A 15,134-nucleotide genomic window follows, 5' to 3' on the forward strand; every position below is an offset into this window, starting at 1 on the left:
ATGTTCCTCACTTCGACCTTCTCCGGGACGGACGCCGAGATTGTCCGGGCATGTGAACTCCATCTCGTCGGCGCATAGGCGATGAGGCTCGCGCCGGGGAGATGAGACCATTGCAGGCGGTCCCTACCCCGCTGTGCCGATCCGGTACTGGCCGGGCGGCGGCGTGCCGTTGACGGCGAAGTCGCCGACGATGCGGTCGCGATAGACCCGCGGATTGTGCGAGATGATGGTCCGCGCGTTGCGCCAGTAGCGGTCGAGCGCGAGCGGCTTCGCGGCCGAGGAGGCGCCGAGCGCGTCGAACAGGATGGTGGTCGCCTGCAGCACCAGGTCGGAGACGACGGTGACCGACTGGTCGAGCTCGATCTCCGCAATTGCGATGGCGCTGGCGGCACGCTCGTCGTCCCCGGTCAGGCGCGCCTCATAGGCGCGCTGCAGGGCCTCGGCGACCTTGAGCACGATCAGACCGGCCGCATAGGCATTGCCGCGAACGCGCCCGACGATCTGCAGGATCTGCGGATCTGCCGAGACAGTCGGCGCATTGCCGTGGCTGAAGACGCGCTTACGCTCGCGGACCAGGCGGGCGACGTCGCCGGCCGCGGCGCGGCCGATGCCGGCCAAGGTCGCGAGATGCACCAGCTGGTAGAACGGATTGGAGTATTTGAAGCGCTCGCTGACCGGAACGATCTGGTCCAGCTCGATCGGCGCATCGGTGAAGATCGCAGTGCCGCTCGCGGTGGTCGCCTGGCCGAACCCGTTCCAATCGTCCAGCACTTCGACGCCGCCGCCGTGGCGCGACACCACGACGCCAACCGGATCGCCATTCTCGAGCTGCGCGGCGACATTGATCCAGTCGGCGAACAGCGTGCCCGTCGTGTAATATTTGCGGCCGTTGAGGACATCGCGCCCGTCCTTCTTCGAGACCACGGTCGAGAAGGCGCTCAGGCTGGCATCGCCGATCTCGGTATGACCGTTGCCGAAGAACGTCTTTTCGGCGAGGCGGCCGAGCCACAGCGCGCGGCGCTGCGAATTGCGCGAGTTCAGGACATCCTCGGTGAAACCGAAATGCGCGCGCACCGCGTTGGTGACGTTGGAGTCGCCCTCGGACAGCTCGATCAGCAGGTTGAACAGCTCCGGCAAGGTCGCACCGCCGCCGCCGAACTCCGTGGGCACACGGACCGCGGTGAAGCCCGCCGCCCTTAACGCCTTGATCTCGTCATAGGGAAGCTTCCGCTCGAGATCCCGCTCCACGGCGCTCGCCCGGATCTTCTGGAACAGCGGCCGGAACGGCTCGGCCAGTTGCTCGTAGCGCGCGCTGGGGACACTGCCCCAGCCGAGTTCGATCTGCGTCATGCTCGTTCTCCTCTGTCGGGCTCAGCGCTGCGCCACCGCGGCCGCGTTGAAGTCGCGATTGAACTCCACGGCAACATTGATGGCCTTCGGAATGACGCCGGACGTCAGCAATACCTCGGCGATACGCTGCTCGCGCGCGACAAGCGCATCGTCGAACGCCACGAACGAGGATTGCTGAAAAGCCGCGACGAATTTCGCGCGCTGCGGCGTCTGCTTCAGCTTCTCGACGAAGATGGCTTCGATCTCCGCCTTGTGATCCGGATACCAGGCCCAGTAGGTCCCGAGCCGGGTCAGGAAGTCCGCGATCTGCGCCTTCTTCGCGGGATCACGCAGCACGTCGCCGCGGGCGGTGAAGACGTTGAGGGCGGGAATGTCGAGCTCGTCGCTGTTGACGAGAATCTTCGCCTTGCCGGCCTCGATGGCGTCGACAACCCCGAGTGTCGAGCCGGAGAAGATGTCGACCTTGCCGGAGTTGAAGGCGGCCGCGCTCGTGGTGGTGTCCTGAAGGCGGACCGCCTCGATGTCCTTCTCGGTCAGTCTGGCCTTCACCAGCGACAGCACATATTGCAGATAGTTATAGCCGCCGAAATTATGCGACCAGGAATGCCCCTTCGCATCGGCCAGCGTCTCGACGCCGGTGCCGGCCCGCGCCACCGTCACGATCGGCGGATATTTCTTGTCGGCGGTGCGCCAGCCGGCCACGATCTGCAGCGGGACGGTTGCGGCAGTCCATTCCTCCTTGGCCTTGCCCTGCTCGATGATCAGCGAGGTGTCGCCCATGTGCCCGATGTCGATCGCCTTCGAATACAGCGCGGAGAGCTGCGCCGCCGGGCCGGTCAGGGTGACCCATTGCACCTCGTAGGGCGCGCCTTCGAGCACTTTCGACGCGGCGACCGTCTCCGGCAACGTCTGATCCTGGAAGCCGACCAGTAGCACCGGCTTGGCGCCTTCGGCAAAGGCTGCGGTCGTGAAGCCGATCGCCAGCACAGCCGCGGCAACCAGCGATGTGCGGAGACCTGTCGAGAGAGCTGTCTTCATCATCATCCTCATGAGCGTTTCAGATCGGCGCAGCGTCGGTCGCGACGCCGAGTTCGGCCAGCAAGCGCTGGCGCAGCAGTTCGATATGACGATCGGTGCGCGCCCGCGGCCGCGGCGTGTCGATGTGTTCATCGAGGCGCACGCGGCCGCCATTGAGGACCACGACCCGATCGGCGAGGGCGAGCGCTTCGTCGATGTCGTGCGTCACCAGCACCACGCCGGGGGAATGCCGCCGCACCAGCTCATGCACCAGGCCCTGCATGCGAATCCGGGTCAGCGCATCGAGCGCGGCGAACGGCTCGTCGAGCAGCAGCAGGTCTGGCTCCTGCACCAGCGCCCGTGCGAGCGCGACGCGCTGCGCCTCGCCGCCGGAAAGCGTGCGCGGCCAGGCATCGGCATGGCTTGCCAGACCGACCTCGGCGAGCGCGGTCGCCGCAAGCGTGCGGGTCGCGGCATTGCGCGGATGACCGAGGACGACGTTGCGCCAGACCTTCAACGCCGGCACCAGCCGCGGCTCCTGAAACACCACGGAGCGCGAGGCTGCCACCGCGACCTCGCCCGCATCGGCGCGGTCCAGCGCGGCAAGGATGCGCAGCAGTGTCGTCTTGCCGGTGCCGGAGGGCCCCAGCAGGGCAACGAACTCGCCCTTGCGCACCGAAAGATCGATACCGTCGAGCACGGCGCGGCCGGCGAAGCTGCGCCGAACGCCGCGCAGCCGCACGGTCTCGGGACCGAAGTCGTTGTCGACGGCGCCCTGCCCGGTCTCGAACGCGACCGGTGAGATCGAGCGTACGCTGGCCAGATCATGCAAAGACAAGCGAGGCCCTCCATGGCAGCGCTACGCGTTCGACCCAGCGCATCACGAGATCGATCACGATGCCGAGCAGCGCATAGACGATGATGCCGGCGATGATCACGTCGGTGCGCTGGTTCTGGTTGGCATTGTTGAGGATGTAGCCGATGCCGGAGCGGGCATTGATCTGCTCGGCGGCGACCAGCGCCAGCAACGACACACCGGCGGAGAAACGGATGCCGACCAGGATCGACGGCAACGCGGTCGGCAGGATTACCCGCAGCGCGATCTGCCGCGGATCGAGGCCGAACACCTTGCCGGCCTCGATCAGCTTGGGATCGACGCCGCGCACGCCGGCATAGGTGTTGAGGTAGACGGGGAAGATCGTCGCGCCATAGATCAGCGCGATCTTGGCGGTCTCGCCGATGCCGAACCAGATGATGAAGAGCGGAATCATCGCGATGAACGGGATCGTGCGCAGCATCTGCAGCGGTGCATCGAACAGCTCCTCGCCGAGCCGCCAGAGTCCGGCGAACAAGCCGAGCGCCAGACCGGTGCCAGCCCCCAGCGCCAGCCCGCTGAGCGCGCGGCGGAGCGAGGCCGGAATGGCCGCCTGCAGCTCACCCGTCGTGATCAGCTCCGCGAATGCTTCGAGGACCGTCAGCGGCGACGGCAAGACGGTGGGCTCGACCATGCCGAAACCGGACACCGCCTGCCACACCGCCAAGAGCGAGACCGGCACCAGCGCCCTGAGTGCATCGCGGCCGCTCGCAATCCATGAGCGTCTGCCGATCGCGGGATCACCGGCACCGAGATCGACGAGATGCACACGCGCCGCAGCGTCACGCGGCTCGTGGCCAGCGACGTCGACGGCGGCCATGGGCGATCCCGCCAGACTCATGGAAAGACCTTGAACGACAGATCGGGATCACGCTCGATTTGCGCCAGCAGGCCGATCTCCCAATCGAGATAGGCCTTGAAGGCGGCAAGCCTGTCGCCGGACTTCTGATAAGGGGAACGCCAGACGTCGTCGGCGTCATGGATGAGTGCGGTCTCGCCCGTCTCCAGCGGAAGGCCTGCCGCGCGCCACGCCTGCGTGCCGCCAGCCAGCACACGAACGGATCGTCCGGTCCGCGGCGCAAGCTCCGCGGCGGCAAAGGCTGCAAGGATGCCATCGGCGGACGTCAGCACGATTGCAGAACCACCCTCGATGTCGCGCGAAACATCGAGCCTGGCGCGGACGGCGAATCTTGCGCCGGGAATGTGGCCGGACGCATAGGCGAGGCTGGTGTCGAGATCGATCACGGTGACCGCGCCCGCGTCGAGCTCGTGCTTCAGCGCGGCAGGCGCGATCGTCTCCACCGAAGGCGGCGCGCGCAGCAAGGGCGGACGATCCGGCCCGGCCAACCGTCCCTCACCGGTCTGCCACACCGCCAGCGCGTGCACCTCGCCCCAGCCGAGCTGCACCAGCCAGCTCGCGGTGATCGCGGCGCGCACGCCCACCTCGTCGTCGACGACGACGATGCGGGCGTTGCGCGCACCGACCCAGCGGTCGACGCCCTGGACCAGTTGGCCGCCCTCAGCCCAATGCGCGTCAGGCAGATGGCCGGCCTCGAACTCGGCCTTGCTGCGGACATCGTAGACGTAGAGCGAACGCTGCTCAGCTTCGCTGCGGAAGCGATCCAGCGCCGCCTCGTCGATCCACGACAGCGCGAAGCGGTGTGACAGCTGCGCGACCGCGGCCTTCGCCTGCGCCAATGCGGCATTGCTGGGCGGCTGGAGCTCCGCCTGCCGGCCGTGCTCGAGGCTCCAGCCGTTGGCCAGCCAGGCCATCGTGCCGTTCTCGAGCGCCACCACCTTATTGGGCAGGCCGGCATTGATCAGCGCCTGCGCGCCGATGATCGACCGCGTCCGGCCGGCGCAATTGACGACCACGAGATCATCAGGCGATGTGATCAGATCGTGGGCGCGCAGCGGCAGCTCGGCATTGGGCACCGCATGGGCCCCGGGCAGCGAGAAATTCTCGAACTCCTGCAGCGTACGGCCGTCGAGCACGACGATGCGCTCGCCGGCATCGACACGCCCCTTGAACTCCTCAGCCGAAATGCGCGGCGTACCGTAGGCGTGCTCGACGAATTCGCCGAAGGCCTTCGAATAGGCGCCGGAGCCGGTATAGACCTCGCGGCCCGAGGCGGCCCAGGCGGCCACACCGCCACTCAGCAGCGACACGTCCACGAAGCCGAGCTCCGCGAGCTTCGCGGCCGCACGCGCGGCGAGGTCGCCTGGCCCGCTATCGGTCACGACGATCGGCACCCCTCGTCGCTTGAGCAGGCTGCCGGCGCGGTGCTCGAGCCGGCTCAGCGGCAGCGGGACCGAGAAGATGATATGGCCGTCTCCGGCAATCACCCCCTCCTCCCGGACATCGACGAGCGCCAGCTCGGCATTCTCATGCAGGCGGGCCGCAAGGGCATCGACATCGATGCTCGGAAAGCGCGACGGCGCGATCGATACGAGTGGTGCGTTCATCGCAATGTCTCCAGACCTTCCACGACTGAGATTACGGCCGCAGCGCCGCGACATTGGTCGGCGAGCCGAAGCGCGTCTCGCCCGGTGCGGCACGACGCACGGGGCGAGCAAGCCCGAGATGGTCGCGCAGCGTCGCGCCCTCATAGTGCTCGCGGAAGATGCCCTTGCGCCGCAGCAGCGGCACCACCTGCTCCGCAAACGCATCGAAGCCGGAGGCGATCACGTCCGGCATGACATTGAATCCGTCGACGAAGCCGGTGGCGAACCAGTCTGCGATGCCGTCAGCAATCTGCTCGGGCGTGCCGACCACGATGCGATGGCTGGTGCCGCCGCCCTGCGCGCGGATCAGCTGGCGCACGGTCAGATTGCCGCGCTGGGCCGTCGCGACAGCGCCCTTGAAGAAGGTCTGGATGCCGTCGGCCGCCAACGGCAAGGGTGGCAACGGCTTGTCGAGTTCGAGACTCTCAGGGGGAACGCCGAGCGTGCCTGCAAGCCGCCGCAGACCATATTCGAACGGCAACAGCTCCCACAGTTCCTGCTCGCGCTGCCTCGCCTCGGCCTCGGTGCCGCCGATCACGGTGACGAGTCCCGGGAAGATCAGGATATCAGAGGCGCGCCGGCCATGCGCGACCGTCCGCGCGCGCAGATCGTTGCTGTACTCCTCGGCCTCATCGAGGGTGAGCGCCACGGAGAAGACGGCGTCCGCATAGCGCGCCGCGAGGTCGCGCCCGGCGTCGGAGCCGCCGGCCTGCACCACGATCGGCCGCCCCTGCGGTGAGCGCGGCACGTTGAGCGGTCCCGCGACGGAAAAGTGCTTGCCGCGATGATTGATCGCGTGGATCCGCGATGGATCGGTGAGCCGCCCGGCCGCCTTGTCGCCCAGCACGGCGTCATCGTCCCAGCTGTCCCAGAGTGCCCCGACCACCTCGGTGAACTCGGCACCTCTTTCGTACCGCGCGTCGTGCGCCGGACGCACATCCGCACCGAAATTGCGTCCCGCGGCCGGATCAGCCGTGGTCACGACGTTGAGGCCGGCGCGGCCGCGGCTGACATGATCGAGCGACGCCCAGCGGCGGGCGATGTTATATGGCTCGTTATAGGACGAGGATGCGGTGCCGATCAGCCCGACATGCGTGGTCGCCGCGGCGATGGCGGTGAGCACGATGCTCGGCTCGAGCGACTGGAACGATCGGAATTCAGGACTGTCCGACAGCGACGGAAAATCCGCCAGGAACACCGCATCGAACGTCGCGCGCTCGGCGAGCTTCGCAGTGCGGACCCAATAGTCGATGTCGAAGAAGCCTGTGGGATCGGACGCCGGCCAGCGCCAGGCGGCGCCGAACGTGCCGGCGTTGAGAAAGTTGAGATTCAGATGAAGCTGTCTCGCCATGCGCACCTCCCCGACATCGACTGCGGCCGACCCAACCGTTACATTCGACGCGCGATCAGAACGCCGGAATCTGTCCCGGCAGCCGGTCCTTGATCAGCTGGCGGATGGTGTCGTTCTGGAAGGCGCGGACCAGCGTCGGCACCCACGGTGCATCCTTGTCGCGCTCGCGCACCGCAATGAAGTTGCTGTAGGGATTTTCGGCAGGCGATTCGATCGCGATCGAATCCTTGCCCGGAATGAGACCGGCCGGCACCGCGTAGTTGGTGTTGACCACCGCGGCATCGAGATCGCCGAGACTGCGCGGCAGCTACGCGGCATCGATCTCGCGGAACTGCAGCTTGCGCGGATTGTCGACCACGTCGAGCACAGTCGGCAGCAGGCCGGCGCCCTCCTTGACCTTGATCAGCCTCTCGGCCTGCAACAGCAGCAGCGCCCGGCCGCCATTCGAGGGATCGTTCGGAATCCCGATCGCAGCGCCCTGCTTAATCTCGTCGACCGATTTCACCTTTTTCGAGTACAGCCCGATCGGTGCGATGATCGTAGTGCCGACCGGCACGATCTTGTAGCCGCGCGTCTTGATCTGGTTGTCGAGGAACGGCCGATGCTGGAACGCATTGGCGTCGAGATCGCCTGAGTCGAGCGCCGCATTCGGCAGCAGATAGTCGTTGAAGACGACGACGGACACGTCGAGCCCGTCCCTGGCTGCGATCTCCTTCACCTTCGCCCAGAGAATCTCGGCATCGCCGCCGGAGATTCCGACCTTGATCTTCTGATCGGCAAACGCCGGTACAGCAAACAGCACAAGTCCGGCGAGGATCGAAAGCAGCGTACGTTTCATGTCGCTTGGTCTCCAACAGATCGCATTGAACGGCGCTGATAGTGGAGACGAAAGCCTGCGCTGACAATGAAACGCGCAACCAAAGTTGGCCGCGACCAGGGAAGGATCGTTTCTCGCGCACGAAGAGCGTGGTGTGCTTCTTTCTCTGCAGCCCGTTCGCACCTAAAGAGAGCGATCGAAGCGGATACTCAACGTGAAAAATTCCAGCGCATTCTCGACTCTTCTCAGAAGCAGAGCGATCCAGTGACGATTGATGCGTTGAGCTGCCGTCTGGTTGGGTGCAGGATGGGCACTCGGGCGAGACTGGACCGCCGCGCGCTGCAGGGGCACCTTTCATGCTCACCGTTTGGGGACGGAAGACCTCTTCGAATGTCCAGGCGCTGATGTGGTGCATCGGCGAGCTCGGGCTCACATATCGGCGACATGACGTCGGCCATCGCTACGGCGGAACCGACACGCCGGAATTCCTGACCATGAATCCCAATGGCACGATCCCCGTGCTGGTCGACGAGGACGATCGGCCGATCTGGGAAACGGGAGCGATCCTGCGCTATCTCGCCGCCCGGTACGGCAGCCCGTCAATCTGGCCGGCCGTCCCGGCAGATCGCGCCAAGATCGACATGTGGGCCGAGTGGGCTAGACTCAACATCGCCCTCGCGTTCACCGGACCGGTCTTCGGCGCTACAGTACGGACCGCGCCATCAGACATCGACTGGCCTGTGGTGCGCCGCGCGATCGGAGATCTGTCGCGTGCGCTCGATATCGCAGAGGCCCGGCTGGCGCGGAGCGATTTCCTGTGCGGCGATGTGATCACGCTGGCAGATATCCAGTTCGGACACATCCTGTTTTGCTATTTCGATATCGGCATCGAACGCCGCCCTCATCCCTCCATCCATGCCTATTACGAGCGACTGTCACAGCGGCCCGCATTTCGCGAGCACGTCATGGTATGCTATGATGAGTTGCGAGCCTTCGTGAGGCCGATCTATCTGTCCAGCCGCTACTCCGCCGCAACAGCCGCACGCACCTGACGCTGGGGCCGGCGCAGGCCGAGATGATCGCGCAGGGTGCGGCCTTCATACTCCTCGCGGAACAGGCCACGACGGCGCAGCTCCGGCACGACCAAGCGAATGAAGTCTTCGAGGCCCGTCGGCAGGGTCGGCGCCATGATGTTGAAACCGTCGGCGCCGTAATTCTCGAAGCGCTCCTCGAGCTGATCGGCGATCTGGCTCGGCGTGCCCACCACCTGCCAATGCCCCCGGGCGCCAGCGATGCGCAGATAGAGGTCGCGCAGCGACAGGCCCTCGCGGCGCGCGAGGTCGACCAGCAGGGCCTGCCGGCTCTTGCCGCCCTCGGTCTCCTTCAAGGCCGGCACCGGCCCGTTGGGATCGGCGTTCAAGATCTCCGTCGTGCCGAGGAAGGTCGCGAGCAGGTCGAGGCCGACCTCGGGCGAGATCAGCGATTGCAGATAGTCGAACTTTTCCTCGGCTTCGCTCTCGGTCTCGCCGACCACCGGAAACACGCCCGGCAGAATCTTGAGGTCGTCGGGCTCGCGGCCGAACTTGGCCAGCCGGCCCTTGACGTCGGCATAGAACGCGACGGCATCGGCGAGCGTCTGCTGCGCGGTGAAGATCGCTTCCGCCGTCCGCGCCGCCAGCGCCTTGCCGGGCTCGCTCGACCCGGCCTGTACGACGACCGGCCGGCCCTGCGGCGACGGCGGAATGTTGAGCGGTCCCCTCACCTTGAAATGCCGACCGCGGTGATCGAGAACATGCAGCTTGGCTGCGTCGAAATAGACGCCGTCGGCGCGGTCGCGCAGGAAGGCGTCGTCGTCCCAGCTGTCCCAGAGCCCGTCGACGACATCGGCGAACTCCTCGGCGCGCGCATAGCGATCCGCATGCGGGATGAGGCCGTCATGATTGAAGTTCAGCGCGGCCGAGGCATCCGTCGAGGTCACGAGATTCCACCCAGCCCGCCCACCGCTCAGCCGGTCGAGCGAGGCGAACTGCCGGGCCACGTTGAACGGCTCGTTGTAGCTGGTCGACACCGTCGCCACGAGACCGATCCGCGACGTCACCGACGACAGCGCCGACAGCAGGGTCAGCGGCTCGAACGGATACACGCCAGTATGCGCCTTGCGGCTCGCAGCATTGAGCCGGTCGATCTTGACGCCGACCTGATCGGCCAAGAACACCGCGTCGAACTTGGCGTCCTCGGCAAGCCTGGCGAATTGCACGAAGTCCTGCAGCGTCTGGCTGTCGGAGGCATCCTTGGAGCGCCACGCCGCGACGTGATGGCCCGTGAACAGAAGAAATGCACCGAGCGAAAGCTTGTCTTTGCGGCGAGCCATCCGGAGTCTCCGAGACGAGGTTGAAATGGTCAGTTCAGGTTGAGGAATTGATCACAGAGATCGGCGGAGCTGCCATTCAGGCTCTTTGCGCCGCGCATCGCCTGGCAACTGGAACGTCAGATGCGCCATGATACGCACGGGCTTCAGAGAATTTGCTTTTTTTGTTGGTGAAGCGCACGCGTGAACACGTTCGCTGTAGCCAGTTTTTACAGCCGTAATCTTTTCATTATCGATCTAAGCTCCAAAGTGGATTGATTTGGCAGATGTTCGATGGATTACTCGTGCAACCGATTGTCAGACGACGTGAAGTGATGATCGTTGAGCACCGCGATATCGTAGCCCTTCTCGGACCGATCACCACCTATCGGCGCCTCAAGCGGATCGCGTCGTGCTCAAAAATCAGATGGAGCGTCATTCACTCTCGACACTCAAGCGCTGGCGTGGGGGTGAACGAAATAATGCGAATGCACGAGATTGTCCGAGGGACGGCATGTCGAACGTGACCCGTCTTGCCAAGGTGCTGCGACGCACGACGTTGCAGGCGGTGCCGACCGTCGTCGGCATCGTCATCCTCAACTTCCTGCTGCTACAGCTTGCACCGGGCGATGCCGCCGACGTGCTCGCCGGCGAGTCGGGATCCGCGACCATGGAGACGGTCGCAGCGCTGCGCGCCCGGTTCGGGCTGGATCAGCCCGTGCTGGTCCAACTGATCGCCTATCTCGACAATCTCGCCCATTTCAGCCTCGGCTTCTCGCCGCGCTACAATCTGCCGGTCTCCGACATCATCGCGCAGCGGCTGCCGGGCACGGTCATCCTGATGCTGACCGCGCTCACGCTCGCGCTCGCCGGCGGCATCGCGCTCGGCACCGTGATGGCGACCTACGCCGGGCGCTGGCCGGATCGGCTGATCTCGGTCGGGATCACGCTGTTCTACTCGATCCCCGGCTTCTGGATCGGGCTGATGCTGATCCTCCTGTTCTCGGTCAAGCTCGGCTGGCTGCCGAGCGGCGGCTCCGGCACGATCGGCGCCAACATCAGCGGCTTCGAGGCCGTCATCGATCGGGCGCGCTACATGGTGCTCCCCGCGCTGTCGCTCGCGCTGTTCTACATCGCGATCTATTCGCGCCTGACGCGCGCGGCGATGCTCGATGCGCAGACCCAGGACTATGTGCGGACTGCCGCGGCCAAGGGCCTGTCGCCGTTCGCGATCACCTTCGGCCACGTGCTGCGCAACGCGCTGCTGCCGGTGACGACGGTGGCCGGCATGCATCTCGGCGGTCTGCTCGGCGGCGCCGTCGTCGTCGAGACGGTCTACAGCTGGCCCGGGCTCGGCCGCCTCGCCTTCGAGGCGGTCATGAGCCGCGATTTCAGCGTGCTGCTCGGCATTCTCCTGCTGTCGTCCCTGCTCGTGATCATCGCCAATGTGACGGTCGATCTCGTGCAGGCCTGGCTTGACCCACGTATCGAGACCCGCTGATGCTCCAGATCAACACGCGCACGACCCTTCTTCAGCCGGAAGCCGACACGCCGCCGATTGCCGTCTCGGCCGAAGTCAGCCCGTTGTCCTGGCCCAACCTGCACGCCGCCGACACCCATGTGATCAGTGCGACCAGCCACAATGTTCGCCGCCTGACCGTGCTCCGTCTGGTGCGCAATCCGTCGGTGGCAGCGGGCGGCGCGCTGCTGTCGCTGATCATCATTGCCGCAGCGCTGGCGCCCTGGCTGTATCCTGGCGATCCCCTGTCGATGGTGGCGCGGCCGCTGCTGTGGCCCGGCCAGACCACGGCGTTTCCGTTCGGCACCGACTCGCTCGGCCGCGACGTCGCCGCCGGCCTGTTCCATGGCGCGCGGGTGTCACTGCTGATCGGCGTCGTCGCCACCTCGATCGGCGTCAGCGTCGGGATCCTGGTCGGCGCCACCGCAGGGTATCGCGGCGGCTGGATCGACGATGTGCTGGTCCGCGTGATCGAGCTGTTCCAGACCGTGCCGAGCTTCATCCTGCTGGTCGTGCTGGTCGCGATCGCGCAGCCGTCGATCCTGACCGTGACCTGGGCGATCGGTCTCGTCACCTGGCCGACCATCGCGCGTCTCGTGCGGGCCGAATTCCGCGTGCTGCGCGAGAAGGATTTCGTGATGGCCGCGCGCAGCCTCGGCTTCGGCCATGGCCGCATCGTGATCCGCGAGATCCTGCCGAACGCCCTGCCGGCGATCATCGTCACGGCGTCCGTCATGGTCGCGACCGCGATCCTGATGGAGGCCGCGCTGTCGTTCCTCGGTCTCGGCGATCCCAACGTCGTCAGCTGGGGCAGCATGATCGGCTCCGGGCGCGAGCTGATCCGCACCGCCTGGTATCTGACCGCCCTGCCCGGCGTGGTGATCGTCCTGACCGTGCTGTCGCTGAACCTGATCGGCGATGGCCTGACCGACGTGCTCAATCCGCGCACCAGCGTGAAGCGCTGACCATGGCCACCCTGCTGGACACCGAAGGGCTGACAATCCGCTTTCCCAACGCGACGCCGGTCAAGGACCTCAGCTTTGAGGTCGCCGAGGCGGAGACGCTTGCGATCGTCGGCGAATCCGGCTCGGGCAAGTCGCTGACCGCGCTCGCCCTGATGCGGCTGCTGCCGAAGACGGCGCGCATCACTGACGGATCGATCCGCTTCGCCGGCGAGGATCTCGTCACCGTGCCGGAGCCCGCGATGCGCGAGCGCCGCGGCCGCGACATCGCGATGATCTTCCAGGAACCGATGACCTCGCTCAATCCGGTGCTCACGATCGGGCGCCAGATCGTCGAGGTACTGCGGCTGCATCGCGGGCTGACGCGCGCCCAGGCGCGGCGCGAGGCGCGCGACCTGCTCGATCTCGTCCGCATTCCCGATCCCGACCGCTGCCTCGACGACTATCCGCACCGGCTCTCCGGCGGCATGCGCCAGCGCGTGATGATCGCGATCGCAGTGGCCTGCCGGCCAAAGCTCCTGATCGCGGACGAGCCGACCACCGCGCTCGACGTCACCATCCAGGCGCAGGTGCTGGAGCTGCTCGACCGTCTCAGGCGCGAATTGTCGCTGGCGCTGCTGCTGATCACCCATGATCTCGGCGTCGTCGGCCAATGGGCAGACCGCGTCGTCGTGATGTATGCGGGACGCAAGGTCGAGGAGGCACGGCCCGAGCCGCTGTTCAACGATCCCTTGCATCCCTACACCCAAGGGCTGCTCGCAGCCTCGCCGCGCCTGCACGACGACCTGCATTATCGCAACAGCCGGCTGTCGGAAATTCCCGGCAGCATCAGCTCCGCGGTGCTGGAAAAAGGCTGCCCGTTCGTGCCGCGCTGCCCGTCGCGCCGCGACGTCTGCCGCACTGCCTTCCCGGATCAGCAACTGGCCGGCTTCGGCCGCAGCGTCGCCTGCCATGCCGTGACGCCGCCGATTGCAACAGGACCATCGCTTCATGACGCTGCTGTCCGTCTCTGACCTCACCACCACCTACACGTCAGGCCGCAGCGCCGTGCATGCCGTCGACGGCGTGTCGCTGGAGATCGCGCGCGGCGAGACCATCGGCCTGGTCGGCGAATCCGGCTGCGGCAAGTCCACTTTGGGCAAGACGATCCTGCGGCTGGTCGAGCCGTCGGGCGGCCGCATCCTGTTCGACGGCGAGGACCTCACGTCGCTGCCGGAACGGGCGCTGCGCAGCCGGCGTAAGCGGATGCAGATGGTGTTCCAGGATCCGTTCGCCTCGCTCAATCCGCGCCAGACCATCGGCGAGATCCTGAGTGCGCCGCTCGCGGTCCACGGTATCACAACGCGCGCCGAGCGGCAGCGCCGCGTCGACGACATCCTGGCGCGCGTCGGCCTGCCGCCGGACAGCGCCGGCCGCTATCCGCACGAATTCTCCGGCGGCCAGCGCCAGCGCATCGGCATCGCCCGCGCGCTGATCCTGGGACCGGACCTCATCATCTGCGACGAGCCGGTGTCGGCGCTCGATCTCTCGGTGCAGGCGCAGATCCTCAATCTGCTCGCCGAGCTGAAGCAAAGCCTCAATCTGTCGCTGCTCTTCATCTCGCACGACCTGTCCGTCGTCCGCTATCTCTCCGACCGCGTGCTGGTGATGTATCTCGGCCGCATCGTCGAGAGCGGCAGCCATGCGCAGATCTGGCACCGGCCGCTGCATCCCTACACCAAGGCGCTGATCGACGCGGTGCCCGACCCGACGCGCCGCCGCTACGCCGCGCCGCTGCCGGGCGACCTGCCCGATCCGTGCAGTGTCGGTGGCGGCTGCCGCTTCCAGCCGCGCTGTCCGATCGCGACCGAGATCTGCCGGACGCAGGACCCGGCGCTGCGCGCCGCCGCAGCCGGACATCACGTCGCCTGCCATCATGCGGAGCCGGCACTGCACTCCTGACTGACTCTGCTCGTACTCCGTCACAAGGAGCAGATCCGCCGCGGTCCTCGCCGTCATTCCGGGGCAATCGCCAGTGCAAAGCCGCGAAGCGGCGGCGCGTTGGCGATTGAACCCGGAATCTCAAGCTTGTTGGACATGAACGCAAGACAATCTCGAGATTCCGGGTTCAAGGCCTGCGGCCTTGCCCCGGAATGACAGTGGGCGAAATGAACAGTGCCTTCTAAGCGAACATCGACCAGTACATCGGCGAAGTTCTGATGCCCTGTGCAACGACATCGTGCGGCAACCTTTCTCCACGCTTCAAACAGCAGGCATGGCTTCGCGATCTCGCGGCGATCTCCGCCCAAGTTTTGTCTGAGTGAACCTCTCCTTGAGAAGAAGAGGCGCAGGGAAGACCGGGTATCGACTGATACCCGCGGTCCGCGTGCAGCAAAAAAGCACGCGGCAGAAC

13 protein-coding genes and 1 pseudogene are annotated in these 15,134 nt (G+C 66.1%); 5 read left to right on the plus strand and 9 right to left on the minus strand.

Translation table 11 applies throughout. From position 1 onward, the window contains the following. Nucleotides 1-123 precede the first annotated feature (123 nt). The 7 genes and pseudogenes from QX132_RS32540 to QX132_RS32570 form a co-directional block, all read right to left on the minus strand. Nucleotides 124-1,350 (minus strand): acyl-CoA dehydrogenase family protein, encoded by a 1,227-nt coding sequence (locus tag QX132_RS32540; protein WP_316163826.1) that lies wholly within the window; start codon nt 1,348-1,350, stop codon nt 124-126. A 21-nt stretch (nt 1,351-1,371) separates the two neighbouring features. Continuing rightward, the gene (locus QX132_RS32545) at nt 1,372-2,388 is read right to left on the minus strand and encodes a hypothetical protein (RefSeq protein WP_316163827.1); all 1,017 of its coding nucleotides are present in this window, start codon (nt 2,386-2,388) and stop codon (nt 1,372-1,374) included. A gap of 19 nt (nt 2,389-2,407) precedes the next feature. Continuing rightward, nucleotides 2,408-3,109, minus strand: a complete 702-nt coding sequence (locus tag QX132_RS32550) for an ABC transporter ATP-binding protein (protein WP_316163833.1) — start codon at nt 3,107-3,109, stop codon at nt 2,408-2,410. An 82-nt stretch (nt 3,110-3,191) separates the two neighbouring features. Beyond that, nucleotides 3,192-4,061 (minus strand): ABC transporter permease, encoded by an 870-nt coding sequence (locus QX132_RS32555; protein WP_316163828.1) that lies wholly within the window; start codon nt 4,059-4,061, stop codon nt 3,192-3,194. A 17-nt stretch (nt 4,062-4,078) separates the two neighbouring features. Then, on the minus strand, nt 4,079-5,707 hold the full coding sequence (locus QX132_RS32560; protein ID WP_316163829.1) for a rhodanese-like domain-containing protein: 1,629 nt from the start codon (nt 5,705-5,707) through the stop codon (nt 4,079-4,081). Between the two features lie 31 nt (nt 5,708-5,738). Further along, nucleotides 5,739-7,097 (minus strand): LLM class flavin-dependent oxidoreductase, encoded by a 1,359-nt coding sequence (locus tag QX132_RS32565; protein WP_315799053.1) that lies wholly within the window; start codon nt 7,095-7,097, stop codon nt 5,739-5,741. Between the two features lie 55 nt (nt 7,098-7,152). Beyond that, nucleotides 7,153-7,935: pseudogene (locus QX132_RS32570) on the minus strand (MetQ/NlpA family ABC transporter substrate-binding protein). A 335-nt stretch (nt 7,936-8,270) separates the two neighbouring features. Between QX132_RS32570 and QX132_RS32575 the strand changes: the two are divergent. Further along, nucleotides 8,271-8,966 (plus strand): glutathione S-transferase family protein, encoded by a 696-nt coding sequence (locus QX132_RS32575; protein WP_316163830.1) that lies wholly within the window; start codon nt 8,271-8,273, stop codon nt 8,964-8,966. Here the strand turns inward: QX132_RS32575 and QX132_RS32580 are convergent. Continuing rightward, nucleotides 8,936-10,285, minus strand: a complete 1,350-nt coding sequence (locus QX132_RS32580) for an LLM class flavin-dependent oxidoreductase (RefSeq protein ID WP_315777354.1) — start codon at nt 10,283-10,285, stop codon at nt 8,936-8,938. The two genes, QX132_RS32575 and QX132_RS32580, sit on opposite strands and share 31 nt — an antisense overlap. 490 nt (nt 10,286-10,775) lie before the next feature. Between QX132_RS32580 and QX132_RS32585 the strand changes: the two genes are divergently transcribed. From QX132_RS32585 to QX132_RS32600, 4 genes are read left to right on the plus strand one after another with little or no spacing between them, the layout of a single operon-like run. Further along, entirely contained in the window at nt 10,776-11,762 is a 987-nt protein-coding gene (locus QX132_RS32585; RefSeq protein WP_316163831.1) for an ABC transporter permease, read from the plus strand. After that, nucleotides 11,762-12,745, plus strand: coding sequence for an ABC transporter permease (locus QX132_RS32590; protein ID WP_315786658.1), 984 nt, complete (start codon nt 11,762-11,764; stop codon nt 12,743-12,745). Before QX132_RS32585 ends, QX132_RS32590 begins: the two co-directional genes overlap by 1 nt. 2 nt (nt 12,746-12,747) lie before the next feature. Further along, nucleotides 12,748-13,755, plus strand: coding sequence for an ABC transporter ATP-binding protein (locus QX132_RS32595; protein ID WP_315786661.1), 1,008 nt, complete (start codon nt 12,748-12,750; stop codon nt 13,753-13,755). Next, nucleotides 13,733-14,683 carry an oligopeptide/dipeptide ABC transporter ATP-binding protein gene (locus tag QX132_RS32600; protein WP_315786664.1) on the plus strand — a complete coding sequence of 317 codons (951 nt, stop codon included), beginning with the start codon at nt 13,733-13,735 and terminating at the stop codon, nt 14,681-14,683. Before QX132_RS32595 ends, QX132_RS32600 begins: the two co-directional genes overlap by 23 nt. A 53-nt stretch (nt 14,684-14,736) precedes the next feature. On the opposite strand, the gene QX132_RS32605 is transcribed toward QX132_RS32600, so the two are convergent. Further along, a partial coding sequence (locus QX132_RS32605; protein ID WP_316163832.1) for a hypothetical protein occupies nt 14,737-15,134 on the minus strand: 398 nt, incomplete at its 5' end.

It is taken from the genome of Bradyrhizobium sp. SZCCHNRI20481 (genome assembly GCF_032485055.1).
In the GTDB taxonomy this organism is placed as follows: domain Bacteria; phylum Pseudomonadota; class Alphaproteobacteria; order Rhizobiales; family Xanthobacteraceae; genus Bradyrhizobium.

What these genes read in the sequence shown, in the direction of transcription:
- QX132_RS32540 (WP_316163826.1), bottom strand. Translation starts at nt 1,350, where the DNA reads ATGACGCAGATCGAACTCGGCTGGGGCAGTGTCCCCAGCGCGCGCTAC.
- QX132_RS32545 (WP_316163827.1), bottom strand. Translation starts at nt 2,388, where the DNA reads ATGAAGACAGCTCTCTCGACAGGTCTCCGCACATCGCTGGTTGCCGCG.
- QX132_RS32555 (WP_316163828.1), bottom strand. Translation starts at nt 4,061, where the DNA reads ATGGCCGCCGTCGACGTCGCTGGCCACGAGCCGCGTGACGCTGCGGCG.
- QX132_RS32560 (WP_316163829.1), bottom strand. Translation starts at nt 5,707, where the DNA reads ATGAACGCACCACTCGTATCGATCGCGCCGTCGCGCTTTCCGAGCATC.
- QX132_RS32565 (WP_315799053.1), bottom strand. Translation starts at nt 7,097, where the DNA reads ATGGCGAGACAGCTTCATCTGAATCTCAACTTTCTCAACGCCGGCACG.
- QX132_RS32575 (WP_316163830.1), top strand. Translation starts at nt 8,271, where the DNA reads ATGCTCACCGTTTGGGGACGGAAGACCTCTTCGAATGTCCAGGCGCTG.
- QX132_RS32580 (WP_315777354.1), bottom strand. Translation starts at nt 10,285, where the DNA reads ATGGCTCGCCGCAAAGACAAGCTTTCGCTCGGTGCATTTCTTCTGTTC.
- QX132_RS32585 (WP_316163831.1), top strand. Translation starts at nt 10,776, where the DNA reads ATGTCGAACGTGACCCGTCTTGCCAAGGTGCTGCGACGCACGACGTTG.
- QX132_RS32590 (WP_315786658.1), top strand. Translation starts at nt 11,762, where the DNA reads ATGCTCCAGATCAACACGCGCACGACCCTTCTTCAGCCGGAAGCCGAC.
- QX132_RS32595 (WP_315786661.1), top strand. Translation starts at nt 12,748, where the DNA reads ATGGCCACCCTGCTGGACACCGAAGGGCTGACAATCCGCTTTCCCAAC.
- QX132_RS32600 (WP_315786664.1), top strand. Translation starts at nt 13,733, where the DNA reads ATGACGCTGCTGTCCGTCTCTGACCTCACCACCACCTACACGTCAGGC.